This window comes from Ureibacillus sp. FSL K6-2830, from assembly GCF_038004145.1.
GTDB classification, from domain to species: domain Bacteria; phylum Bacillota; class Bacilli; order Bacillales_A; family Planococcaceae; genus Ureibacillus; species Ureibacillus thermosphaericus.
In genome coordinates this window covers 1050905-1073761 of the sequence record NZ_JBBOQR010000001.1, presented here as the reverse complement: position 1 = coordinate 1073761, position 22857 = coordinate 1050905, and the positions used below count along the sequence as shown (strand labels likewise).

At 38.5% G+C, this 22857-nt stretch carries 25 protein-coding genes; 19 read left to right on the top strand and 6 right to left on the bottom strand.

Features of this window, described 5'->3' with window-relative positions:
* Window positions 1–246 precede the first annotated feature (246 nt).
* Window positions 247–1854 (top strand): CTP synthase, encoded by a 1608-nt coding sequence (locus NSU17_RS05245; RefSeq protein WP_096550316.1) that lies wholly within the window; start codon window positions 247–249, stop codon window positions 1852–1854.
* Window positions 1855–2665: 811 nt separating this feature from the next.
* On the opposite strand, the gene NSU17_RS05240 is transcribed toward NSU17_RS05245, so the two are convergent.
* The 3 genes from NSU17_RS05240 to NSU17_RS05230 all read right to left on the bottom strand — a co-directional run bounded on the left by NSU17_RS05240 (window position 2666) and on the right by NSU17_RS05230 (window position 6189).
* A complete protein-coding gene (locus tag NSU17_RS05240; RefSeq protein WP_340704488.1) occupies window positions 2666–3886 on the bottom strand; it encodes an IS110 family transposase in 1221 nt (406 codons plus the stop codon).
* A 452-nt stretch (window positions 3887–4338) separates the two neighbouring features.
* A complete protein-coding gene (locus tag NSU17_RS05235) occupies window positions 4339–5463 on the bottom strand; it encodes an IS4 family transposase (protein ID WP_340704487.1) in 1125 nt (374 codons plus the stop codon).
* A 195-nt stretch (window positions 5464–5658) separates the two neighbouring features.
* Window positions 5659–6189 carry a DUF2529 family protein gene (locus tag NSU17_RS05230; protein ID WP_340704486.1) on the bottom strand — a complete coding sequence of 177 codons (531 nt, stop codon included), beginning with the start codon at window positions 6187–6189 and terminating at the stop codon, window positions 5659–5661.
* A gap of 169 nt (window positions 6190–6358) precedes the next feature.
* Here NSU17_RS05230 and NSU17_RS05225 point away from each other — a divergent pair, with 169 nt between their 5' ends.
* Window positions 6359–6736, top strand: coding sequence for a response regulator (locus NSU17_RS05225; protein ID WP_096550318.1), 378 nt, complete (start codon window positions 6359–6361; stop codon window positions 6734–6736).
* A 271-nt stretch (window positions 6737–7007) separates the two neighbouring features.
* On the opposite strand, the gene NSU17_RS05220 is transcribed toward NSU17_RS05225, so the two are convergent.
* Genes NSU17_RS05220 through NSU17_RS05210 form a run of 3 tightly spaced genes read right to left on the bottom strand, consistent with a single transcriptional unit; the run spans window position 7008 to window position 7600 of the window.
* A complete protein-coding gene (locus NSU17_RS05220) occupies window positions 7008–7184 on the bottom strand; it encodes a hypothetical protein (RefSeq protein WP_340704485.1) in 177 nt (58 codons plus the stop codon).
* Window positions 7174–7434, bottom strand: a complete 261-nt coding sequence (locus NSU17_RS05215) for a hypothetical protein (protein ID WP_340704484.1) — start codon at window positions 7432–7434, stop codon at window positions 7174–7176. The genes NSU17_RS05220 and NSU17_RS05215 overlap by 11 nt, the downstream gene beginning before the upstream one ends.
* Window positions 7424–7600 (bottom strand): hypothetical protein, encoded by a 177-nt coding sequence (locus NSU17_RS05210; protein ID WP_340704483.1) that lies wholly within the window; start codon window positions 7598–7600, stop codon window positions 7424–7426. Before NSU17_RS05210 ends, NSU17_RS05215 begins: the two co-directional genes overlap by 11 nt.
* A gap of 348 nt (window positions 7601–7948) precedes the next feature.
* Between NSU17_RS05210 and NSU17_RS05205 the strand changes: the two genes are divergently transcribed.
* The 17 genes from NSU17_RS05205 (at window position 7949) to rpiB (ending at window position 22852) form a co-directional block, all read left to right on the top strand.
* Complete coding sequence (locus tag NSU17_RS05205; RefSeq protein ID WP_016837264.1) at window positions 7949–8806, top strand: class II fructose-bisphosphate aldolase; 858 nt, start codon at window positions 7949–7951, stop codon at window positions 8804–8806.
* Window positions 8807–8953: 147 nt separating this feature from the next.
* Window positions 8954–9604, top strand: a complete 651-nt coding sequence (gene fsa / locus NSU17_RS05200; protein ID WP_340704482.1) for a fructose-6-phosphate aldolase — start codon at window positions 8954–8956, stop codon at window positions 9602–9604.
* 191 nt (window positions 9605–9795) lie between these two features.
* Complete coding sequence (locus tag NSU17_RS05195) at window positions 9796–11082, top strand: UDP-N-acetylglucosamine 1-carboxyvinyltransferase (RefSeq protein WP_340436160.1); 1287 nt, start codon at window positions 9796–9798, stop codon at window positions 11080–11082.
* Window positions 11083–11262: 180 nt separating this feature from the next.
* Window positions 11263–12225 (top strand): class II fructose-bisphosphatase, encoded by a 963-nt coding sequence (gene glpX / locus NSU17_RS05190; protein ID WP_016837261.1) that lies wholly within the window; start codon window positions 11263–11265, stop codon window positions 12223–12225.
* A gap of 126 nt (window positions 12226–12351) precedes the next feature.
* The gene (gene rho / locus NSU17_RS05185; protein ID WP_016837260.1) at window positions 12352–13629 is read left to right on the top strand and encodes a transcription termination factor Rho; all 1278 of its coding nucleotides are present in this window, start codon (window positions 12352–12354) and stop codon (window positions 13627–13629) included.
* Window positions 13630–13815: 186 nt separating this feature from the next.
* Window positions 13816–14016, top strand: coding sequence for a 50S ribosomal protein L31 (gene rpmE / locus NSU17_RS05180; protein WP_016837259.1), 201 nt, complete (start codon window positions 13816–13818; stop codon window positions 14014–14016).
* An 88-nt stretch (window positions 14017–14104) separates the two neighbouring features.
* Window positions 14105–14677 carry a thymidine kinase gene (locus tag NSU17_RS05175; RefSeq protein ID WP_096550323.1) on the top strand — a complete coding sequence of 191 codons (573 nt, stop codon included), beginning with the start codon at window positions 14105–14107 and terminating at the stop codon, window positions 14675–14677.
* An 81-nt stretch (window positions 14678–14758) separates the two neighbouring features.
* Window positions 14759–15346, top strand: a complete 588-nt coding sequence (locus tag NSU17_RS05170; protein WP_340704481.1) for a hypothetical protein — start codon at window positions 14759–14761, stop codon at window positions 15344–15346.
* 172 nt (window positions 15347–15518) lie between these two features.
* Window positions 15519–16595 (top strand): peptide chain release factor 1, encoded by a 1077-nt coding sequence (gene prfA, locus NSU17_RS05165; protein ID WP_340704480.1) that lies wholly within the window; start codon window positions 15519–15521, stop codon window positions 16593–16595.
* Window positions 16582–17445 carry a peptide chain release factor N(5)-glutamine methyltransferase gene (prmC, locus tag NSU17_RS05160; protein WP_340704479.1) on the top strand — a complete coding sequence of 288 codons (864 nt, stop codon included), beginning with the start codon at window positions 16582–16584 and terminating at the stop codon, window positions 17443–17445. The genes prfA and prmC overlap by 14 nt, the downstream gene beginning before the upstream one ends.
* 45 nt (window positions 17446–17490) lie before the next feature.
* On the top strand, window positions 17491–18084 hold the full coding sequence (locus NSU17_RS05155) for a stage II sporulation protein R (RefSeq protein ID WP_340704478.1): 594 nt from the start codon (window positions 17491–17493) through the stop codon (window positions 18082–18084).
* 155 nt (window positions 18085–18239) lie between these two features.
* Window positions 18240–19289 (top strand): L-threonylcarbamoyladenylate synthase, encoded by a 1050-nt coding sequence (locus NSU17_RS05150; RefSeq protein WP_016837254.1) that lies wholly within the window; start codon window positions 18240–18242, stop codon window positions 19287–19289.
* 119 nt (window positions 19290–19408) lie between these two features.
* Window positions 19409–19906, top strand: a complete 498-nt coding sequence (locus NSU17_RS05145) for a manganese efflux pump MntP (protein ID WP_340704477.1) — start codon at window positions 19409–19411, stop codon at window positions 19904–19906.
* A 22-nt stretch (window positions 19907–19928) separates the two neighbouring features.
* A complete protein-coding gene (locus NSU17_RS05140; RefSeq protein WP_016837252.1) occupies window positions 19929–20393 on the top strand; it encodes a low molecular weight protein arginine phosphatase in 465 nt (154 codons plus the stop codon).
* Window positions 20377–21672, top strand: coding sequence for a methyl-accepting chemotaxis protein (locus tag NSU17_RS05135; RefSeq protein ID WP_340704476.1), 1296 nt, complete (start codon window positions 20377–20379; stop codon window positions 21670–21672). Before NSU17_RS05140 ends, NSU17_RS05135 begins: the two co-directional genes overlap by 17 nt.
* A gap of 145 nt (window positions 21673–21817) precedes the next feature.
* Entirely contained in the window at window positions 21818–21943 is a 126-nt protein-coding gene (locus NSU17_RS15910; protein WP_126434561.1) for a c-type cytochrome, read from the top strand.
* A gap of 471 nt (window positions 21944–22414) precedes the next feature.
* Window positions 22415–22852, top strand: a complete 438-nt coding sequence (gene rpiB / locus NSU17_RS05130; protein WP_096550329.1) for a ribose 5-phosphate isomerase B — start codon at window positions 22415–22417, stop codon at window positions 22850–22852.
* The last annotated feature ends 5 nt before the right edge of the window (window positions 22853–22857 follow it).

Below are 22857 nucleotides of genomic sequence, written 5' to 3'. Positions count from 1 at the left end.
TTTTTGTTCTTGAGGAAGCCTATTTCCTATAAACATGTTCCACAGAGAAGTGTATAATACAAGCCATGAGGAAATTTCGGTAATTGTGTTTAGTGCTTTCTCTTTTGGAACGTTGCTTGTAAGCATGGAAATGTAGGAAAAGGAAAAAATGAATAAAGGATTATTGATGAGTTAACATTCAGCAATGATTTAGTATAAGTTATGTAATTTCATAAAAGTGGAAATATTTGAGGAGGAATTTTACAAATGACGAAGTATATTTTTGTAACTGGTGGAGTAGTATCGTCCTTAGGAAAAGGGATTGTTGCTTCATCATTAGGTAGACTATTAAAAAATCGAGGCTTGCAAGTGACGATTCAAAAATTCGATCCTTATTTAAATATAGATCCTGGTACGATGAGCCCTTATCAACATGGTGAGGTATTCGTTACTGATGACGGTGCTGAAGCAGACTTAGACTTAGGGCACTATGAACGTTTTATCGATATTAATTTAGGTAAACATTCTACGGTAACTTCCGGTAAAATATATCAAACAGTTTTAGCGAAAGAGCGTCGCGGTGACTATAATGGAAAAACAGTTCAAGTTATTCCTCACGTGACAAATGAAATTAAAGAGCGCATTCAACGTGCTGGAAGAGAAACAAGTGCGGATATCGTAATTACGGAAGTAGGGGGAACAGTTGGAGATTTCGAAGGGCTTCCATTCTTAGAAGCAATCCGTCAAATGAAATCTGATTTAGGTGCAGAAAATGTGATGTATGTTCACTGTACACTAATCCCTTACATCAGAGCTGCAGGTGAATTAAAAACAAAACCAACTCAACATTCAGTAAAAGAATTGCGTTCTTTAGGTATCCAACCAAATATTTTAGTTGTGCGTACAGAACAACCAGTTTCAGAGGACATGAAAGAAAAATTAGCATTATTCTGTGATGTATCCTCTCGCAACATTATTGAGTCTCGAGATGTGGAACATTTATATGAAGTGCCATTAAATCTACATGCTCAAGATTTAGATGATATCGTATTAGAGTATTTCGGAATCGAAGCACCAGAAGCTGATATGTCTGATTGGAAAGAGCTAGTGCATAAGGTGAAAAACTTAAAACATAAAACACGCATTGCGCTTGTTGGAAAATATGTTGAGTTACAAGACGCATATATTTCTGTTGTTGAAGCTTTAAAACATGCTGGTTACGTTTACGATTCCGATATTTGCATCGATTGGATTAACGCTGAAGATATTACAGAAGAAAATGTGCATGAATTATTGAAAGATGCAGACGGAATTATTGTACCTGGCGGATTTGGTAATCGCGGTACAGAAGGAAAAATCACAGCAATTAAATATGCTCGTGAAAACGATGTGCCATTCCTTGGTATTTGTTTAGGAATGCAAATGATGGCAATTGAATTTGCTCGAAATGTTCTAGGATTAAAAGGAGCGCATACAACAGAAATTGTGAAAGATACTCCATATCCAATCATAGATTTACTACCAGACCAAAAAGAAAATATGGATTTAGGTGGAACATTACGCTTAGGTTTATATCCATGTAAATTAAAAGAAGGTTCTCGTGCTGAACAAGCTTATCAAGATGAGTTAGTATATGAACGTCATCGCCACCGTTATGAATTCAATAATGAATTCCGTGAAGCAATGGAAGCTGAGGGACTCGTATTCTCAGGTACAAGCCCTGACAATCGTTTAGTGGAAATTATCGAATTACCAGAGAAAAAATTCTTCCTTGGATGCCAATTCCATCCTGAATTTGTTTCTCGTCCACAACGCCCGCAACCTTTATTCCGTGAGTTTATCGGAGCAGCTTTCAAATACCGCAAAAATCAATAAATGCTAATAAAAAAGGGGGCGTCTGAAAAGTCATTTCAAGACGCCCCCTTTGCGGCTGTCGCACACGCTTTCGCCGCAGATAAATTGCAGCTGTCGCACAAGCTTAGCCGCAGATAAAATGCGGCTGTCGCACACGCTTAGCCACAGATAAATTGCAGCTGTCGCACAAGCTTAGCCGCAGATAAATTGCGGCTGTCGCACACGCTTAGCCACAGATAAATTGCGGCTGTCGCACACGCTTAGCCGCAGATAAATTGCGGCTGTCGCACACGCTTAGCCGCAGATAAATTGCAGCTGTCGCACATGCTTAGCCGCAGATAAATTGCGGCTGTCGCACACGCTTAGCTGCAGATAAATTGCAGCTGTCGCACATGCTTAGCCACAGATAAATTGCGACTGTCGCTAGAGCTTTCGCCACAGATAAATTGCGGCTGTCGCTAGAGCTTTCGCCGCAGATAAATTGCGGCTGTCGCTAGAGCTTTCGCCGCAGATAAATTGCGGCTGTCGCTAGAACTTTCGCCTCAGATAAATTGCGACGAGTAGGCGCGTTTGATGTGACCACCGCAGGAGAGCAAAGTTTTTAAGAGAATATTACTATAAGAAGTAAGGCTGTTCAGAAAGAGTTCGACTTTCTGAACAGCCCCTTTCTTACCTCTAGTCAAGTGTTTTTTATTAAATAATTTGGTTCACATAGATTTTATTTTGGAAGGAAGGGGTACCCCTTCCTTCCAAAATAAATTTTCGCATGACAAATAGACCTCACGATTTCCATTTTTTTCGCCAGGTCTTTGTGATATAATCTTACTTACGATTACTGATGCATTGTTGCCTTTTCGTAATCGTATTTCAGATTATGTGTGATAAGGTGATAAGCCGATTTCAAGAACTTATTCACGCATGCTATGGACGCAACTTTATGAGGTTTCCTCTGGGGTTGCGTTTTTAATTTATCATAATAATCTACAATATGATTTTGTGTATTTTTCCGTAGTTGGATCATGGTCTGGATCATGTAAAATAGAATCTTTCTAAGTTTGTTATTTCCTCTTTTATTAATCTTGTCTTTATAAAAGGTATTCCCAGATTGATATCTCATGATATCAATACCGACGTAAGCATTCAGTTGTTTATGGTTTTTGAATCGTCGAATATCTCCTAGTTCTCCAATTAAACGAACTGCAGTCGTTTCTCCGATTCCTGGAAATGAAATTAAAATCTGATACTCTTGTTTATCTTTCGATAATTTAACCATCTTTTGGACAAGTTGATCTCTTTTCTCCTTCAAGTCTGCAATCCGTTTGGCATAATCCCGCACTTGTTCACAGCGAATATCATCTTTTGAAATTGCTGGATACGCTTCTTTTGCTGCTTCGATTAAAGCGATCCCTTTTTCTTCAGCACGTGCCAATGATAAGTTTTTTCTTGTGTTGGCTTTTAAACGATTACGAATCACTGTTTTTGAACAAACTAACACATGATCCGGATGAGGGTATAATTGAACGACATTCAAAAATAAAGCAGAACGTTTACTGAATAGTTTTTCTAACTCGGGGAAACTCAATTGTAGAATCGCATGTAAACGACTATATAAATGCGTCATTTCACTACTTAATTCATCATAATATCTCGTCATTGCACGCATTTGTTTATAATACTCCTCTTCTTGATAAGTTTGTTCACGTTCAACTCTAAAGTGAGTTTTCGCAAGTTCATGAGCGTCGCTTTTATCTGTTTTTTGTCTCCTCATTGAAGCCATTTGAATATTCGCTTCGAGTGGGTTAACTCGATAATACATATAACCTTGATCACCTAAGAATCGTTCTAGTGGTTTTGAATATACGCCTGTTGCTTCAAAGACAATATCAGGGGCCTGTCCATCTTTTTGTGTTAAAGTTATAAGGGTTTCGTTTAATTTCTCGAAAGAGTAACGGTTATGGGTTATTTCACCCTCATATTCGCATTGACGATAACGGTCGTAAATGACCATTGTACTTTTCCCCATACTGACATCAAATGCCACTACGTGTTTCATATTTTCTGCCTCTCCTTTTTAGCCAAACATAGAAGTTCTTCACATTGCCTTATCGATTCCACTTTCTTATACACGGTCTCTATGGACCCAACATACTAAACTGATTCAAATAAGGGTGTGAAGTTGGTCTGTTTTTAATACGGACTCTATTTGGTCCCAGGAGCTGTTCGACCTTCCTTCACTTCTACTATAAAAAAATAGTAGCACAAACCTTGGCCTAGGTCTGTACTACTAATGTTAGTATGTTTTTATTATGATGAAATATCAGATAAAAAAGGAAAAACTGTATTTTTTTACTATTTTCGTTCACTACCGTCGCATAAATGATGTCTGAATTTTCAGTTTTATTTTTTCTGGACTTTAGAGAAAAAACGAAAACACCTAAGCGAGGGTAGTAAACATCCATTTTTTTACTATAACCTATGACTTGTGCAACAACGACTGGCAAACCTTTATGGGACGCCGTTTCCTTCGATTTTTCGTAACCAAATGTGAGCCGATTTCCATAAAGATGCCTTTAGATAACGACTAATTTGTAAATAACTTCGGTCACTATTTACGTTCAGCTGTGCTAATACATTTAAACAATACACAATCATCGCAACGTACACTTGGTTGTGGACGGCTTGTTCACTGTGACCGTAGAATTTTTTAATGTTCAGGTGCTGCTTCATCCATTTGAAGAACAGTTCAATCGCCCAGCGTGACTTGTAGATTTCAGCGATTTCAACTGCACTTAAATCTAAACGATTTGTCAGTAAATGAAGCTCATTTCCTTTTGTGTCATGCAATTTGAGTAAGCGAAACACGTTTTCAGAACGATTTTGTGGTGTTCCAATGACAACCATTTCATCAGAGAATACGGGTGAATCTTCTGGTAACGAAAAGGATTCTAACACTCGGACAACAGCGTTTTTACGCAAACGGGTCACAAAGAAATAGCCATCTTCCGTCATTTGATCAAAGCGCCCATAATCCAAGTAACCACGATCAAACACGTACATGCATTCTTTGTCATCCACGAATACTTCTAGTTGACCACGATCATGTTCGTTGGCATTCGTGAGTACGGCTTTATCTGGATAGGAGAGTCCTTTTTCCATAAAAACAAGTCGTAAGTGAAGCTTTACTCCTGATTTTGTTTTTCGAAACTCTGCCCACTTATGATTGGTCAAATTAAGCGGTAATGTACTCGAATCAATGATTTTCAAAGGCGTTGTCAGCTTTCTTCGCTTTTGAAAATGTGTTTTCTCATGAATTTGAGCCACTAAATCAAGAAAAATCGATTGAAAGAAAACCGTTGGAATGGCGTTGATTCGTCTCCCTAACTGTGAAAAACTAATCGATTCCAATCCCGTTGCTCGTTGTAATTCTTCTAAAAAGACAGCGTCACTCAACGCCCGTAAACTCTCGGTTTCATGGAGTTGGGCATACAAAAGCAGTTTCATAAATGAAGCCATATAAAGCTTCTTGGTATAGTGATTTAATTGATGTGTTTTCACTAGGTCGTCAAATAATGGACGATTAATCGGTGAAAACCATTGTTCAAATGATGTTTTTCGTGTAGACTTATCCATGCGATTGTCCTTTATTTTGGATTTGGATGGTTTACTACCACCCAACCATTATAAAGGATTTTTTTTTGTTTGGATTATATTTCAGAAAATTCGGTTTGTTTGAAGGTGTTAAATTATTTTAATGCGACGCTAGTGATTTTCGTTATATTAATAAACAATTGACTATATTTGAAAATAATAAAAGGTAAACAAAGATTATATTTCATCTTCTAACATTTCATCATAAGCAAGTTTAATTGCTTCATAAATAAAGAGACCAGCATGTAGGTGAGGAATAACAACCCGTTCGCCTAAATTCGTAGGATGGGGAATTAATCCACCTCGAACATGCATCGATATATAAGTATAAGCAAGATCGCTTAACTCATTATCATTGCTTGGAACTTCGCTTGCTACTGCTGCAAAAGGGATAAATTGTTCATATAATTTCTTCGCAAGTTGAAGGGCTTCTGTATCTTGACAACTTTTTGCAAATATTAAAACTCGATCCGTTTCACGAATTTCAGCATCAGGTGACCATTTTACGAGATTTAAAAATGGTTGTTCTTTGTTAGATAAAGCGTAGGATTCAATTCCTTGCAGTTCATCAAAACAAGCAAAGTAAACACTCCCTTCACCGACACTGGCTTGTGCGAGAAGGCGGGCAGTTTGTTCAATTGCATCCTCTTCGTTTTGAACAATTTTTTGATATAAACCATTTAATTGTGTAGCGAGTATTTTTGACATATTTCCACCTCAAACCAATTATAATTTTCTACTCTTTGAAATGCAAAATTACATAATTGTGATGGAAGTATGTAAATTTTTTATATATCAAAGTAAAATTCATGTTTATTATAATAAAATTAAGGGAAAAGGAAGGGTAGGGGAAAAAATGTTTTAAGGGGAAAAGACTGTGAAAAAAATATTGATTGTGGACGATCAAAGAGGAATCAGAATGTTGCTCGACGAGATTTTCAAAAGGGAAGGGATGAAAACGTATTTAGCATCAAATGGGCCTGAAGCACTTCAATTAATAGAAAATTCGAGAATGGACGGTGTCCTTCTTGATATGAAATTACCAGGAATTGATGGAAAAGAGATACTAAGGAAAATGAAAACTTTGTACCCTGAAATGCCAGTATTTATCATGTCCGCATGTGAAGAAGCTGAAATGATGGAACAAGCTAATTGTTATGGAGCTGACTATTATTTTACGAAACCCTTTAATATTTTTGAATTAAAAGATGCTGTGATTAAGATGATAAATAGAAAGAAAGTTTTATCCGAATAAATGGCCGTTCCAAGTTTTGGGACGGTTATTTTTTCAGGTAATCGTAGAAGAAAAGATTCATCATAATTGGGATGAAGAATAAGTGTAGACACACATGCTAGGATTCTATCTGCACAAGAATAGGTTGCATCCACACGAGTTAAGGTTGTATCTGCACAAGAGTAGGACGCATTCGCACGAGTCAGGGGATTATCTCTCAAGACAGGGTATATCCACACGAGATAAGGTTCTATCTGCACGAGAGCAGGACGCATTCGCACGAGTCAGGGGATTATCTCTCAAGACAGGGTATATCCACACGAGTTAAGGTTCTATCTGCACAAGAGTAGGACGCATTCGCACGAGTTAAGGTTCTATCTGCACAAGAATAGGTTGCATCCACACGAGTTAAGGTTGTATCTGCACAAGAGTAGGACGCATTCGCACGAGTCAGGGGATTATCTCTCAAGACAGGGTATATCCACACGAGTTAAGGTTGTATCTGCACAAGAATAGGTTGCATCTACACGAGTTAAGGTTGTATCTGCACAAGAATAGGTTGCATCCACACGAGTTAAGGTTCTATCTGCACAAGAATAGGTTGCATCTACACGAGTTAAGGTTCTATCTGCACAAGAATAGGTTGCATCCACACGAGTTAAGGTTGTATCTGCACAAGAGCAGGACGCATTCGCACGAGTCAGGGGATTATCTCTCAAGACAGGGTATATCCACACGAGTTAAGGTTCTATCTGCACAAGAATAGGTTGCATCTACACGAGTTAAGGTTCTATCTGCACAAGAATAGGTTGCATCCACACGAGTTAAGGTTGTATCTGCACAAGAGCAGGACGCATTCGCACGAGTCAGGGGATTATCTCTCAAGACAGGGTATATCCACACGAGTTAAGGTTCTATCTGCACAAGAATAGGGTGCATCTACACGAGTTAAGGTTCTATCTGCACAAGCCAAAGAAGCATCCCCCTGAATAAGGATTCATCCGAACAAGCCAAAGAAGCACCCCCTGAATAAGGATTCATCCGAACAAGCCAAAGAAGTACCCTCTCCAGTAAGAATCCATCCACATAAGAAGTACCCGCCCGAGTAAGGATCCAACACACAAACTCAAGCGTTCCACAACATTTGCTCACTACTTGTGGGGGAAAGTTGATTTTGGTACTATTAAAACGGAAATCATTATTAAATTAACCATCCTGAGGAGGATTTGTATAATGCCATTAGTATCGATGAAAGAAATGTTGATTAAAGCGAAAGAAGGAAAATATGCGGTTGGTCAATTTAATATTAACAACTTAGAATTTACACAAGCCATTTTACAAGCTGCTGAAGAAGAAAAATCACCGGTAATTCTTGGCGTTTCTGAAGGTGCCGGAAAATATATGGGCGGATTCGTTGCTGTTGTACACATGGTGAAAGGCTTAATGGAAAGCTACAACATTACAGTTCCTGTTGCCATCCACTTAGACCACGGCTCCAGCTTTGAAAAATGTAAAGAGGCAGTAGATGCTGGCTTCACTTCTGTTATGATTGATGCATCCCACAAACCATTTGAAGAAAACGTAGAAATTACAAAAAAAGTTGTTGAATATGCACACTCAAAAGGTGTTTCTGTAGAAGCGGAACTTGGTATCGTAGGCGGACAAGAAGATGATGTCGTTGGAGAAGGTATTATTTATGCTGATCCGCAAGAATGTAAACAATTAGCGGAGTTGACTGACATTGATTGCTTAGCTCCAGCACTTGGTTCTGTTCATGGTCCGTATAAAGGCGAACCAAAACTTGGCTTCAAAGAGATGGAGGAAATTTCTCAATTAACAGGACTTCCACTCGTACTTCACGGCGGAACTGGAATCCCAACAAAAGATATTCAACGTGCAATTTCATTAGGTACAGCAAAAATTAACGTAAATACTGAAAACCAAATTGCAGCAACAAGAGTTGTTCGTGAAATTCTAGAAAAAGATGCGAACCTTTATGACCCACGAAAATACTTAGGTCCAGCTCGTGAAGCAATTAAAGAAACAGTAATCGGAAAAATTCGTGAATTTGGAAGCTCAAACAAAGCATAAAAATAGTTCAAAATAATCGTTTATTTTTTAACAATAAGTGTCTAGTATAGTTTTTAATAACAAAAATATCACTTCGAAAACAATACAAGGAGAAGTGTCGAGCGTACGACCTTCTCTTCATTTTTAATGAAATTGGGGAGGGCTATCATGAAATTTTTTATTGATACAGCGAACTTCGATGAAATAAAAGAAGCGCACTCTTGGGGGATTCTTTCAGGAGTAACGACGAATCCTTCATTAGTTGCAAAAGAGGAAGGAATCTCTTTCCATGACAGACTACGTGAAATAGCGGAACTCGTTGACGGATCTGTTAGTGGAGAAGTGATTTCGCTAGATGCAGAAGGAATGATTAAAGAAGGACTAGAATTATCAAAAATTGCTCCGAATATTACAGTGAAATTACCGATGACACCAGAAGGATTAAAAGCATGTAAATATTTTTCAGAAAAAGGCATCAAAACAAATGTCACTTTAATATTTAGTGCTAACCAAGCCCTTCTAGCTGCTCGTGCTGGTGCCACATACGTATCTCCCTTCTTAGGTCGATTAGATGATATCGGACAAAATGGTGTACAACTAGTGGCGCAAATTGCAGAAATCTTTAATATTCATCAAATTGAAACGGAAATCATTGCTGCGTCCATTCGCCATCCGCAACATGTAGTAGAGGCTGCTTTAGCTGGTGCGGATATTGCCACAGTGCCATTTAAAGTGCTAAAACAACTGTTTCATCATCCATTAACGGATAAAGGAATTGAAGCATTTTTAGCTGACTGGGAAAAACGTAGTAATAAATAATATAATTCCCAGGATGTAGTTTAGTTTGTTCCGTTATCAGAAAAGAATAAAGAAAAGACAAAATTGTTATCTCACTTTTTGTGATGTAGAAATAAACTAAATATTACAAATGAATTTATTTTAAAAATGCGTAGTTAAGCGGAAAAAAGACCATAATAAAGGAAACTTTCCAATCACGAGGGAGAACGCTTATGGATGTATATAAAATTATTGGCGGAAATCGTCTTAAAGGAACAGTCAAAGTCAGTGGAGCCAAAAATAGTGCCGTTGCGTTAATACCCGCGTCAATCCTAGCTAATTCTCCGGTGACAATCGGTGGGATTCCCGAAATTTCAGATGCTTTCACGTTGAAAGCTCTACTTGAGGAAATAGGTGGAGAAGTTATTTTCGAAAATGGACAAATGACGATTGATCCTACAAATATGACGCCGATTCCATTACCAAATGGCAATGTGAAAAAACTTCGTGCCTCCTATTACCTCATGGGAGCGATGCTAGGTCGGTTTAAAAAAGCTGTCATCGGTCTTCCTGGAGGATGCTTTTTAGGACCGCGCCCAATCGATCAACATATAAAAGGATTTGAAGCATTAGGGGCGAAAGTGACAAATGAACACGGCGCAATTTATTTAAGAGCAGAAGAATTAATTGGTACGAAAATTTATTTGGACGTTGCGAGCGTTGGTGCGACGATTAACATTATGCTTGCAGCTGTTCGAGCGAAAGGCAGAACGATTATCGAGAATGCTGCGAAAGAACCAGAAATTATTGATGTTGCCACACTTTTGACGAACATGGGTGCAAACATTAAAGGAGCTGGAACAAGTGTCATTCGTATTGAAGGTGTCGATGAACTTCATGGTACGAAGCATGTGATTATTCCAGACCGTATTGAAGCAGCCACTTATATGATTATGGCGGCTGCGTTAGGAGATGGAGTCACGATTGATAACATCATTCCGCTCCATTTAGAAGCGGTAACAGCAAAATTGCGTGAAATGGGAGTAAGAGTGGAAGAAGGAGAAGAGAGCATCTTTATTCCAAAATCGGATGAATTGCAAGCGGTAGACGTAAAAACCCTTGTATATCCAGGATTTCCCACTGATGTTCAGCAACCACTCTCTGTATTGATGACACAAGCAATCGGTGCCTCAAAAATAACGGAAACCATTTATACTTCTCGTTTTAAACATATTGATGAATTAAGACGAATGAACGCAAATGTTCGAGTAGAAGGAAATACGGCAATCATTCAAGGACCAACAAAATTGCACGGTTCAAAGGTGACTGCAACAGATCTTCGAGCAGGTGCAGCTTTAGTGCTGGCTGCTTTATTAGCAGAAGGAGAAACAGAAATCCGAGATATTTATCATATTGAAAGAGGATACAGTAATTTTATTGAGAAATTGCGCAGTCTCGGAGCAAATATACGCAAAGAATCAATAACGGTAAACACTGTTGAAAGAGTTGAGAAAATTTAAAAGAAGTCTCTCACCAGAAAAATGTAATTGTTGGCCTAGGGGAGAGACGAATTTTCTCGTAAATGTTGATACAAGTAAAGGTTAAATGCCCACACTCCATACTAGGTGGTGGGCAGTTTACAATTATGGTACAATGGTATATGGAAGTTTTCGTACTTGTAGCAGGAGGAAAATAAAATAATGGAACGTAGTTTAACGATGGAAATAGTTCGCGTCACTGAAGCAGCAGCAATTGCATCCGCCAAATGGATGGGGCGCGGTCTGAAAAATGAAGCAGATCAAGCAGCTACTTCAGCAATGCGTGCTTTGTTTGATACAATCCCTATGCACGGTAGAGTTGTGATTGGTGAAGGTGAAATGGATGAAGCACCAATGCTGTATATTGGTGAAGAACTAGGCCTTCGCAATGGTGGTCCAGAAGTGGATATTGCCGTAGACCCTTTAGAAGGAACAAACATTGTTGCTAAAGGTGGAAATGGGGCAATGACGGTCGTTGCCATTGCGGACCGAGGAAATTTATTAAATGCACCAGATATGTATATGGAAAAAATTGCGGTCGGTCCTGAAAGTAAAGGGAAAGTTGACATAAACGCTTCTGTCACAGAAAATTTAAGGGCCGTAGCAGAAGCAAAAAATAAATCAATTTCTGACGTCGTTGCAATTTTACTTGATAGACCTCGCCACCAACATATCGTAGATGAAATTCGTGCTGCTGGAGCCCGCATTAAATTCATTCAAGATGGTGACGTGAGTGCTGCAATTAGCACAGCATTCGATGAAACGGGTATCGACATCATGTTCGGTACTGGAGGAGCACCAGAAGGCGTGATATCCGCTGTAGCATTAAAATGTTTAGGCGGAGATTTCCAAGGGCGATTAGTCCCACAAAACGATGATGAATTGAAACGTTGTATTAGCATGGGATTAGATGTTTCCAAAGTGTTGTACTTAGATGACCTTGTAAAAGGTGATGACGCTATTTTTGCTGCAACAGCAGTGACAGATAGTGAACTATTAAGAGGCGTTCAGTATAAAGGGGAATATTGCTTAACAAACTCACTTGTTATGCGTGCAAAAACAGGTACAGTTCGTTTCATTGAAGGTCGCCACAATATGATTAAAAAGCCAAATTACGAAAAATAAATAAATTCTTCCCATATTAAGATGTCTGATAGTATATTAAAAATATGCATCAGACATCTTCTACCTTCTAAATCCACTAGTAATTTTCCATAGACATTAAAAATTTATAAAGACTGGAGTAATGTTATGACTCTTACGATTGCTCAATTAGAAAACATGACATTGAAAGAATTATATAATCTCGCAAGGGAATATAAGATTTCTTATTATAGCAAATTAACAAAAAAAGAATTGATATTTGCCATATTAAAATCTCGTTCAGAACAAGAAGGATACTTCTTTATGGAAGGGATATTAGAAATTGTCAATTCTGAAGGGTTTGGCTTCCTGCGACCGATTAACTATTCACCTTCCAAAGAAGACATTTATATTTCTGCATCTCAAATTCGCCGTTTTGACCTTCGAAATGGTGATAAAGTTTCTGGTAAAGTACGCCCACCAAAGGAAAACGAACGATATTACGGATTACTTCAAGTAGACGCGGTTAACGGAGAAGACCCGGAAATTGCGAAAGAACGCGTTCACTTCCCAGCTCTAACTCCACTCTACCCTAATCGACAAATCAAACTCGAAACAACACCTGATAAATTATCGACAAGAATAATGGATTTAGTTGCTCCCGTTGGATTTGGACAACGAGGATTAATTGTGGCGCCACCAAAAGCTGGTAAAACTACATTGTTAAAAGAAATTGCTAATGCTATCACTACAAACTATCCGCAAGCTGAACTAATTGTTTTATTAATTGATGAACGTCCAGAAGAAGTAACTGATATTGAACGCTCTGTTAAAGCAGATGTCGTTAGTTCGACATTTGATGAATTACCAGAAAACCATGTGAAAGTTGCAGAATTAGTATTGGAACGTGCACGTCGCCTCGTTGAACATAAGCGAGATGTGATTATTTTAATGGATTCTATCACAAGACTTGCACGCGCTTACAACTTAGTTATTCCGCCAAGTGGAAGAACATTATCCGGTGGTATTGACCCTGCGGCATTCCATCGACCAAAACGCTTCTTTGGGTCAGCGCGAAATATTGAAGAGGGCGGCAGTTTAACAATATTAGCGACTGCTTTAATCGATACGGGGTCACGTATGGACGAAGTAATTTACGAGGAGTTTAAAGGGACAGGTAACTTGGAGTTGCATTTAGATCGTAATCTTGCAGAACGCCGAATTTTCCCGGCGCTCGATATTCGTCGATCCGGCACAAGGAAAGAAGAATTGTTAATTCCGCAAGAGCAATTAGATAAACTATGGGCAATTCGAAAAACCTTTACCGATGCTCCAGACTTTACAGAACGTTTCTTGAAAAAACTTCGTTCAACAGAATCTAACGAAGAGTTTTTTGAAATTTTAAACGAAGAAATGAAAAAAGCAAAAGGTAGAGGTCTTTTATAAAGGATTAATCCTTTGATTTCTATTTTAAATTCATTTATACTTTACCTTGAATATTCAAAAGTAGTATGATAATATAGTCGAGTATGTAACGTGTGCATATGTAACTGGCATATTCGGGTTACGTAAGGCACAGTACGATAAATAACTCTGTTCCAGAATGGTTCAGGGCGGGAGGAGTAAACGAATATGAAACAAGGAATTCATCCAGAGTACTACACTGCAACAGTTACTTGCTCATGTGGTAACACATTCCAAACAGGTTCAGTGAAAGCAGACATTCGCGTTGAGGTTTGCAACGAATGTCACCCATTCTACACTGGACGTCAAAAATTCGCGGCTGCTGATGGCCGTGTGGATCGTTTCAACAAAAAATACGGTCTCAAATAGGAAGCATAAAATGCCTGCCAACAAAATGGCAGGCATTTTTTTGATAGTATTTCTACATACCACCAAGTAGTAAAAAAGAGGGAGAACGATGGCTCAACTATTTTTTAAATATGGTGCAATGAACAGCGGAAAATCAATTGAAATTTTAAAAGTTGCACATAATTATGAAGAGCAGAATAAACCGGTATTAATGTTTACGTCTGGAATCGATAATCGGGATGAAGTCGGATACGTTTCAAGTCGCATTGGATTACGCAGAAAAGCTATTCCTATTTTTGACGATACAAACATTTTTGAAATCGTGAAAAGTCATCCAGAAAAATTGTTTTGCATCCTTGTTGATGAAGTGCAATTTTTAAAGAAGGAACATGTATTACAATTAACGAAAATTGTGGATGTATTAGATATTCCGGTGATGGGCTTCGGTTTAAAAAACGACTTTCAAAATGAGTTGTTTGAAGGTAGCAAATATATGTTAATTTACGCGGATAAAATTGAAGAAATGAAAACCATTTGTTGGTTCTGCCATAAAAAAGCAACGATGAATTTGCGGATTGATGAAAATGGAAAACCGATTTACGTTGGTGAACAAATACAAATTGGTGGTAATGATACATATTATCCTGTCTGCCGTAAATGCCATGCCAATCCGCCATTGTGATTAACTACGCAATGATGTTAGGGTGTTAACCGAGATAAGGTAGTACCTTCACAAGCAGTTGCACTATCCGCACGAGCGAGGGTGTTATCCACACAAGCCGAGGATTCATCCGCACGAGCAGGGGTGCTATCCACACAAGCCGAGGATTCATCCTCACGAGCGAGGGTGCTATCCACACAAGTGGGAATGTATCCGCACGAGCAGGGGTGCTATCCGCACAAGTGGAGTGCTATCCGCGCAAGCCAAGAATCTATCTGCACAAGCTGGAGTATTATCCACACAAGCCGAGGATTCATCCGCACGAGCGAGAGTGTTATCCACACAAGTGGGAATGTATCCTCACGAGCGAGGGTGTTATCCACACAAGTGGTAGTGCTATCCGCGCAAGCCGAGGATTCATCCGCACGAGCGAGAGTGTTATCCACACAAGTGGTAGTGCTATCCGCGCAAGCCAAGGATCTATCTGCACAAGCTGGAGTATTATCCACACAAGCTGAAGATTCATCCGCACGAGCGAGGGTGCTATCCACACAAGCGGGAATGTATCCGCACGAGCGAGGGTGCTATCCACACAAGTGGGAGAGCAAGGGAGTTATCCACACAAGTGGTAGTGCTATCCTCACGAGCAGAGGATTAATCCGTACAAGTGGGAATTTCCTATTCTCATGAGCAAGCACCAATTACCCAGGCATTGCATCCATTTGCACAAGAAAGTATCACTTTCCAAAAATTGATGAACTAGTAGCACATCACTTGCATTTTCTTTATACTAATAAAGTCTAAGAAATTACAAAGCACAACACTCTTTCATATAAACCGAACAAAAATAGAGGTGAACTACATGTTTGATAAACTGCAAGCAGTGGAAGATCGCTACGAAAAATTAAACGAATTACTCAGCGATCCTGACATCGTAAACGATGCCAAAAAACTTCGCCAATACTCAAAAGAACAATCAGACATACAAGAAACGGTTGAAGTATACAGAGAATATAAAAAAACAAAGGCTGAATTAGAAGAAGCAAGAGGAATGCTTGAAGAAAAACTTGATCCAGAGATGCATGAACTGGTGAAAGAAGAGTTCAACAATTTAAAAGGGAAAATCGAAGACCTTGAACAGCAATTAAAAATTCTGCTAATTCCTAAAGACCCGAATGATGACAAAAACGTTATTATGGAAATTCGCGGAGCAGCTGGTGGGGATGAAGCAAACATTTTTGCTGGGGACTTATTCCGCATGTATACTCGTTACGCTGAATCTCAAGGATGGAAAGTAGAAGTGATGGAAGCTTCTCCAAGCCCAAGTGGTGGATATAAAGAAATTATCTTTATGATTAATGGTCATGGCGCTTATTCGAAATTTAAATTCGAAAACGGTGCCCACCGCGTACAACGGGTACCACAAACAGAATCCCAAGGTCGTATTCATACATCTACAGCAACTGTTGCCGTTCTGCCAGAAGTGGAAGAAGTGGAAGTAGAAATTCATGAAAAAGATATCCGCGTTGATACTTTCGCATCATCCGGAGCAGGCGGACAATCCGTTAACACAACAATGTCTGCTGTTCGTATGACGCATATTCCAACTGGGATTGTCGTTTCTATGCAAGATGAACGCTCCCAAATTAAAAACCGTGAAAAAGCGTTAAGAATTCTTCGTGCGCGTGTAGCAGATTTATACAACCGAGAAAAGCAACAAGAATTAGATGCAGCAAGAAAATCTGCCGTCGGAACAGGAGACCGTTCAGAGCGCATTCGCACGTACAACTATCCACAAAACCGCGTCACTGACCATCGTATCGGTTTAACCATTCAAAAACTAGATCAAGTAATGGAAGGGAAGCTTGATGAAATCATTGATGCACTCATCATGGACGAACAAGCTTCCAAACTAGCTCAGCTAAATGAAGAAGCATAATACTGTGTTTGAGGCCCTCCATTGGGCTTCTTCTTTTTTAACGAAACATGGTCGTGACGAAAATGCTGCAAGAATTTTATTGCAATATTTATACGAAACAAATTACTCAGGGCTCATGATGCGCATGCACGAAGAAATGCCACAACAAAAGCTGGAACAATACCAACAAATGGTGGAGCAACATGCGAATGGGAGACCGGTTCAATATATTACGGGGATAGAAGAATTTTATGGAAGAATCTTTCATGTAGATGAATCTGTATTAATTCCACGTCCTGAAACGGAAGAATTGATTGTCGGAGCCATTGACCGCATGAAACAACTTTTCGGTGAAAATGAGGAACTAAACATTGCAGACATCGGTACAGGCAGCGGCATCATTGCGATTACGATGAAGCTTGAATGGCCAAACGCAAAAGTGACAGCTACGGATATTTCAGAGTCAGCCCTTAATACTGCTAAAAGCAATGCAGAAAATTTGCAGGCAGCTATTGATTTTCGCTTAGGCGATTTAACAGAACCAATCGCAAATGAAAAATGGGATGTGATTTTATCGAATCCACCATACATTGCCTATCAAGAAGCAGAAGAAATGTCTGATGTTGTATTGGATCACGAACCGCATCTTGCGCTCTTTGCAAAGGATAATGGGCTCGAGTTTTACAAGCGATTAGCTCAATCACTACCAAACTTATTAAATAAACGAGCTTTGGTGGGAGTAGAAATCGGATACAGACAAGGAGAAGCGGTGGCAAATCTTTTAAAATCAAGTTTTCCACAAGCTAAAGTAGAAATAGTAAAAGATATTAACAAAAAAAATAGATTTGTTTTTTGTATAATCGATGTATAAAAATCTTCCTTCCTGTCCATTATGATGGCAGGGAGGGATTGAATTATGTTAAATGATTACGAGATTATAAGAAATGAAAAAGACCCTATTCAGCCGATAATCAGTATTTTAAAATTAATTGCTTCTAGTTTAGCTGTATATTGTTTTCTATTAATGGTTCCAGATATGGTAGAAAAATTCTATGAAGCTCGAGAAAACATGCTAGATGATTCATTAAAAATCCGCGTCATTGCAAACAGCAACACAAAGGCCGATCAACAATTAAAAAATGAGATGGTTGCAAATCTACAGCCGATCTTTGCAGAAATTTTACACAATGAATATAACAATGTGGATAATGATGAAGCTTTCGCAAAATTAGCCACATATGTTCAGCAAAATTATTCACAATACGATGTAAAAATTAATATCGGTGAACATTTAACGCCACCAAAAATCGAAGGGAATACTTTTTATCCACAAGCGTATTACGATACATTAGTATTAACGATTGGTGCAGGACGCGGGGACAACTTCTGGTGCAGTATTTTCTCTAATTTGTGCGAACGTCCAAGCGAAAAAGAAGAAGTGAAACAAGAAGAAAAGCAAAAAGAAGTTCGTTTCATTGTGTGGGAATGGCTAAAAAAGTTGTTTGCTTAAAGTTATACACATACGAGTTTGATTTTGGGTACCCAATAGAAAAATTTCGACATAGTTTTCCACTATTTTCAGAAAAGTTATACACATTTTGCACAAAACTATCCACAAAATGTGGATAATATTTCAGAAATTCAGTTTTTCAGGAGATGACATACATGGAAACAATCCAACTAACTGTGGATAAAAACGTGGACAAAGAAAAAATTTATTCACAAGCTGTGGATTTATTAAATCAAGGGGAAGTTGTTGCTTTTCCAACTGAAACCGTATACGGTCTTGGAGCAGTGGCAACAAACGATGAAGCTGTGAAAAAAATTTATGAAGCAAAAGGGCGCCCATCCGATAATCCCCTCATTGTACATATTGGAACGGTTGAAGAAGTGACGGATTTTGTGGAAGAGATTCCAGAAAAGGCAAAAACTTTAATGGAACGTTTTTGGCCTGGTCCACTCACTTTAATTATGAAAGCAAAAAAAGACGTACTTGCTAAAAGCGTGACAGCCGGCTTATCAACGGTTGGACTTCGCATGCCAGATCATGAAGTGGCATTGACTTTGCTTAGAATGTTGAAAAAACCGGTAGCAGCTCCTAGTGCAAACCGCAGCGGAAAGCCGAGTCCTACAAAAGCAGAGCACGTTTATGAAGATTTACAAGGACGAATCCCATTAATTTTGGACGGTGGCACTACTGGAATCGGTATTGAATCAACGGTAATAGATGTAACGGTAAATCCACCAGTTATTTTACGTCCAGGTGGTGTAACGAAGGAGATGATAGAGAAGGAAATCGGTGAAGTTATTGAACCGACGCCAAAAGAACAGCAACTTGAATCCACTCCGAAAGCTCCTGGCATGAAGTATACCCATTATGCCCCAGATGCACCTGTTTATTTAATTGAAAATAATCGAGAGCGAATCGAACGAGCCATTGACGAATTGAAACGAGAAGGACATAAAGTGGCTCTCCTTGCTCCATCTAACTTTTCATCAACAACAGCGGACTATTTTTTCCCCTATGGTGAAGAGGAAGATAAAGAGCAAATGGCGGCGAAATTATACGACGATCTCCGCGCGTGTGATAAAACGGATGCTTCAATCATATTAGCAACAACCACTACAACTGAAGGAGTTGGCGCAGCAATTATGAATCGCCTCCACAAAGCTGCTGGAGGAAAATGGTATGGAACACCTAGCACCACTACTTGAAAATTGAGACAATCATAGAAGAGCCAGGCACCTCCTGAAAAGTGCCTGGCTCCCTTAATATTTGTGCCTTCTAATTCATAAGATGCTATAAATCTTTCTGGGAGAAAAGAGGACGCTGATTGCAAGAAATTTTTTCGGGTCTTATTGTGTCGCTGGATGTGGTAGCACTCTATTTATTAATTACAGATGTAAAAAGCCGTTTTTTGCTTTCTATGTGGACAGCCATTCTCCATATGATTTTTCCAGTCATCGGATTTACTTTAGGAAATTGGATGCTTCAGATTTTGATGCAATGGTCCAATATTGTATCTAGCATTTTATTATTTTTCATTGGATTACAAATTATTTTATCTTCAAAAAACGGACATCGCACTCTTCCGATTGGATTATTAGCCATTACAGCAAGTTTAGACACCTTTTCAGTGAGCATTTCTTTTGGTATGCTTAACTTACAAAAGTATTACTTTATACTAAGTGCAGGAATATGGACTTTTATCCTATCATATATAGCATTACATATAGCAAAAGCTGGCATTTTATTTAAAGGTACGCCATTTAAATGGATTGCGGGCTTATCTTTGATTACAATAAGTGTATATACATTATGGGATCAGTAATAAGGAAGAGTGAGAGGGTACCATGAATATTTATTTTGTTTGTACAGGAAATACATGTAGAAGTCCGATGGCAGAAGCCATCTTAAAGCACAAAAATATCGATGGCATCCAAGTGAAGTCAGCAGGGATATACGCACTAGAAGGAGGGAAGATATCAGAACATTCTAAAAGCGTTTTAGAGCAAGAAAATATTCAATTTCATCACACAACAAGACAAGTAAATGAAGAAGATATTGCATGGGCAGATTTAATTTTAACGATGACAGCCGCTCACCGCGATATGATTCTACAATTTTATGAACAAGCAAGAGGAAAAACTTATACTCTTAAAGAATATGTAACACCATATAGTTCTTTGGATGTATCCGATCCTTATGGTGGTGATTTGAACACATATAAAAACACATATGAAGAATTAAATCGACTCATTGAGGAATTAGTGAACAAAATAACTGGAGGTGGTAAAGAAGATGAAGAAAACATTTAGTATTCGCTGGAAACTTGTTCTATTTGTTGGAGTTTTAGCCATTGTCACTTATTCAACAAGCTTTGTATTCATCCGCTTTTTACATCCTTACTTTTTCTCGCAATTTAGCATATTTTCAAACAAACTTATCTTTGAGATTATTACATACTTACTAGGTATTACTTGGTCATGTATTTTAGCTGCCGTATGTAGCGTTGTATTGACGAAACCGCTTGAAAAACTTGAGAAAACAGCAACGAGAGTAGCGGAAGGTAAAATTGGGCAAGATGTGGAAATGCCAAAAACTCATGACGAAATTCGTTCAGTGGCAGAAGCTTTCCAACTGATGTTGCAAAACTTACGTCAAATGGTTGAAAGCATTGATGTAAACTTCCAAAAAACGAATGAAACCATTATTGAACTATCCGAGCAAACAACGAGAGCAACGAGAAAAGCAGAGGGTATTGCTGAAACCGTTGGACAAATTTCAGCGGGGGCAGAAGCTTCTGCAATTGCGGTGCAAGAAACAGTTGAAGCCATTGAAGATGTACGACAATTGGCTTCGGAAGTAAACCGAAAAGCATTAAACTCAAGAGAAGAATCTTTGCAAATTATCGAAAACTTAAAAATTACTTCGAGTGCTTTTAACAACTTGATTGAAAGCATTCAAAAAATTACGTTAGGAAATGAAAAAGCACTTGAGAGCATTCATCAATTGGAAAAAAATGCCGAACAAATTGGGAATATCATTAGTCTTGTTGGTGATATTGCCGCACAAACAAACTTGCTTGCATTGAATGCATCAATTGAGGCAGCAAGAGCTGGTGAGCATGGAAAAGGTTTTGCTGTTGTAGCTGAAGAAGTGCGCAATCTTGCAGATGAAAGTGCGAAGGCAGTACAAGGAATTGCAGATTTAATTAAAACGATGCAAGAAAACGTGCATGTCGTTGTAAGACAAATGAATGAACAAGTAACATTCGCGAAAAAAGAATCAAAGAAAATTACAGAAGCAACAGCAATTGTTGAGCAAATGTCAACTAGCGTTCGCGGTATGGCAGATGCTGTTATTCAAATTTCTCAACTAATTGAGAAACAAATGGAAAATATTGAAACGACTGCTCGTCAATCCCAAGAAGTTGCAGCGATTGCAGAAGAAACATCTGCTGGTGCGACGGAAGTGAAAGGTTCAACAGATGAACAAGCTGTAAGTTTAGAGCAAGTAGAAAAACTTTCCCAAGAATTAAAACAACAGTCTGAGCAATTATACAGATTCATTCAACAATTCGATCGTTCAAACTAATTTCTATGAAACTGGGGATATCTTTATAGGAACTTTTCTAGGGAGATATATTAGAAACGATGCAAAAGGGGGCATCATCGAATTAATCTTGGGACTCAGTGCATGCAGTGGGTAATGAATCAACTGAAACGCATCAGAAGAATCAATAAATAGTACTCTTACCGCTAAGGGTGAAAAGATTGTAAAATCAAGTTGTACCGGTTGCCACGGAATTGATTTTTCAGGTGATTTTGATCCAAATTTACATAATCTCTCATTATCAAAAGATTAGATTAAAAGGCTGAAAATCAATGCCACCTGGTACTGCAAACGGCAAGGAAGAAGAAGTGGCCGAATATTTATTGACATTAAAGTAGGACAAGCAATTGATACAAAACTCGAACGAAAAATGATGACGTTCGGGTTTTTTATTTTGGAAGAGTGTTAGGCGGAATTGATTTCTATTTATAGATATTATCGACAGATTACACAATTTCTTGAAAGTATAAAAATTAAGATTATCCATGCGGTATGGGGAAGGATTTAAGAACTATTTAATTTGATGTGAAGAAAATTTCCGAATAATTTTAAGCAAAGAGGAAAATATGATAAGATTTTATATAAAAAATGAACGATTTTTTATGTTTGGTGAAAAAATATTCGTATTTTCATAAAAAATAGGCTGAAAAGGATGTGAAAATCCGTGTTAATCTTTTATAATTAGTGGTACACTGTTGGTAAATAAGCTTTAGGAGGTAAACAGGTGAAAGTAGCAATTTCATCAGACCATGGTGGCATGAATTTACGTAAAGAAATCATGGATCTGTTAGACGAGATGAATATTGAATATGAAGATTTTGGTCCAAAAACATCTGAATCGGTTGATTATCCAGACTATGCTCTTCCAGTGGCGGAAGGAGTAGCAAGCGGAAAATACGACCGAGGCATTTTAATTTGTGGAACGGGAATTGGTATGTCCATCGTTGCCAATAAAGTAAAAGGTGTTCGATGCGCACTAGTTCACGATGTATTTAGCGCCAAAGCTACGAGATGTCACAATGACTCAAATGTACTTGCAATGGGAGAAAGAGTCATTGGTCCAGGTCTTGCGCGAGAAATCGTAAAAACATGGTTGAATACTGATTTTGAAGGCGGTCGTCATGAACGTCGTGTAAATAAAATTACTGAACTTGAAGGGTGAGTCGT

Excerpts from the sequence above, each read along its gene's own strand:
- NSU17_RS05245 (WP_096550316.1), top strand. The coding sequence starts at position 247 with ATGACGAAGTATATTTTTGTAACTGGTGGAGTAGTATCGTCCTTAGGA.
- NSU17_RS05240 (WP_340704488.1), bottom strand. The coding sequence starts at position 3,886 with ATGAAACACGTAGTGGCATTTGATGTCAGTATGGGGAAAAGTACAATG.
- NSU17_RS05235 (WP_340704487.1), bottom strand. The coding sequence starts at position 5,463 with ATGGATAAGTCTACACGAAAAACATCATTTGAACAATGGTTTTCACCG.
- NSU17_RS05230 (WP_340704486.1), bottom strand. The coding sequence starts at position 6,189 with ATGTCAAAAATACTCGCTACACAATTAAATGGTTTATATCAAAAAATT.
- NSU17_RS05205 (WP_016837264.1), top strand. The coding sequence starts at position 7,949 with ATGCCATTAGTATCGATGAAAGAAATGTTGATTAAAGCGAAAGAAGGA.
- fsa (WP_340704482.1), top strand. The coding sequence starts at position 8,954 with ATGAAATTTTTTATTGATACAGCGAACTTCGATGAAATAAAAGAAGCG.
- NSU17_RS05195 (WP_340436160.1), top strand. The coding sequence starts at position 9,796 with ATGGATGTATATAAAATTATTGGCGGAAATCGTCTTAAAGGAACAGTC.
- glpX (WP_016837261.1), top strand. The coding sequence starts at position 11,263 with ATGGAACGTAGTTTAACGATGGAAATAGTTCGCGTCACTGAAGCAGCA.
- rho (WP_016837260.1), top strand. The coding sequence starts at position 12,352 with ATGACTCTTACGATTGCTCAATTAGAAAACATGACATTGAAAGAATTA.
- rpmE (WP_016837259.1), top strand. The coding sequence starts at position 13,816 with ATGAAACAAGGAATTCATCCAGAGTACTACACTGCAACAGTTACTTGC.
- NSU17_RS05175 (WP_096550323.1), top strand. The coding sequence starts at position 14,105 with ATGGCTCAACTATTTTTTAAATATGGTGCAATGAACAGCGGAAAATCA.
- prfA (WP_340704480.1), top strand. The coding sequence starts at position 15,519 with ATGTTTGATAAACTGCAAGCAGTGGAAGATCGCTACGAAAAATTAAAC.
- prmC (WP_340704479.1), top strand. The coding sequence starts at position 16,582 with ATGAAGAAGCATAATACTGTGTTTGAGGCCCTCCATTGGGCTTCTTCT.
- NSU17_RS05155 (WP_340704478.1), top strand. The coding sequence starts at position 17,491 with ATGTTAAATGATTACGAGATTATAAGAAATGAAAAAGACCCTATTCAG.
- NSU17_RS05150 (WP_016837254.1), top strand. The coding sequence starts at position 18,240 with ATGGAAACAATCCAACTAACTGTGGATAAAAACGTGGACAAAGAAAAA.
- NSU17_RS05140 (WP_016837252.1), top strand. The coding sequence starts at position 19,929 with ATGAATATTTATTTTGTTTGTACAGGAAATACATGTAGAAGTCCGATG.
- NSU17_RS05135 (WP_340704476.1), top strand. The coding sequence starts at position 20,377 with ATGAAGAAAACATTTAGTATTCGCTGGAAACTTGTTCTATTTGTTGGA.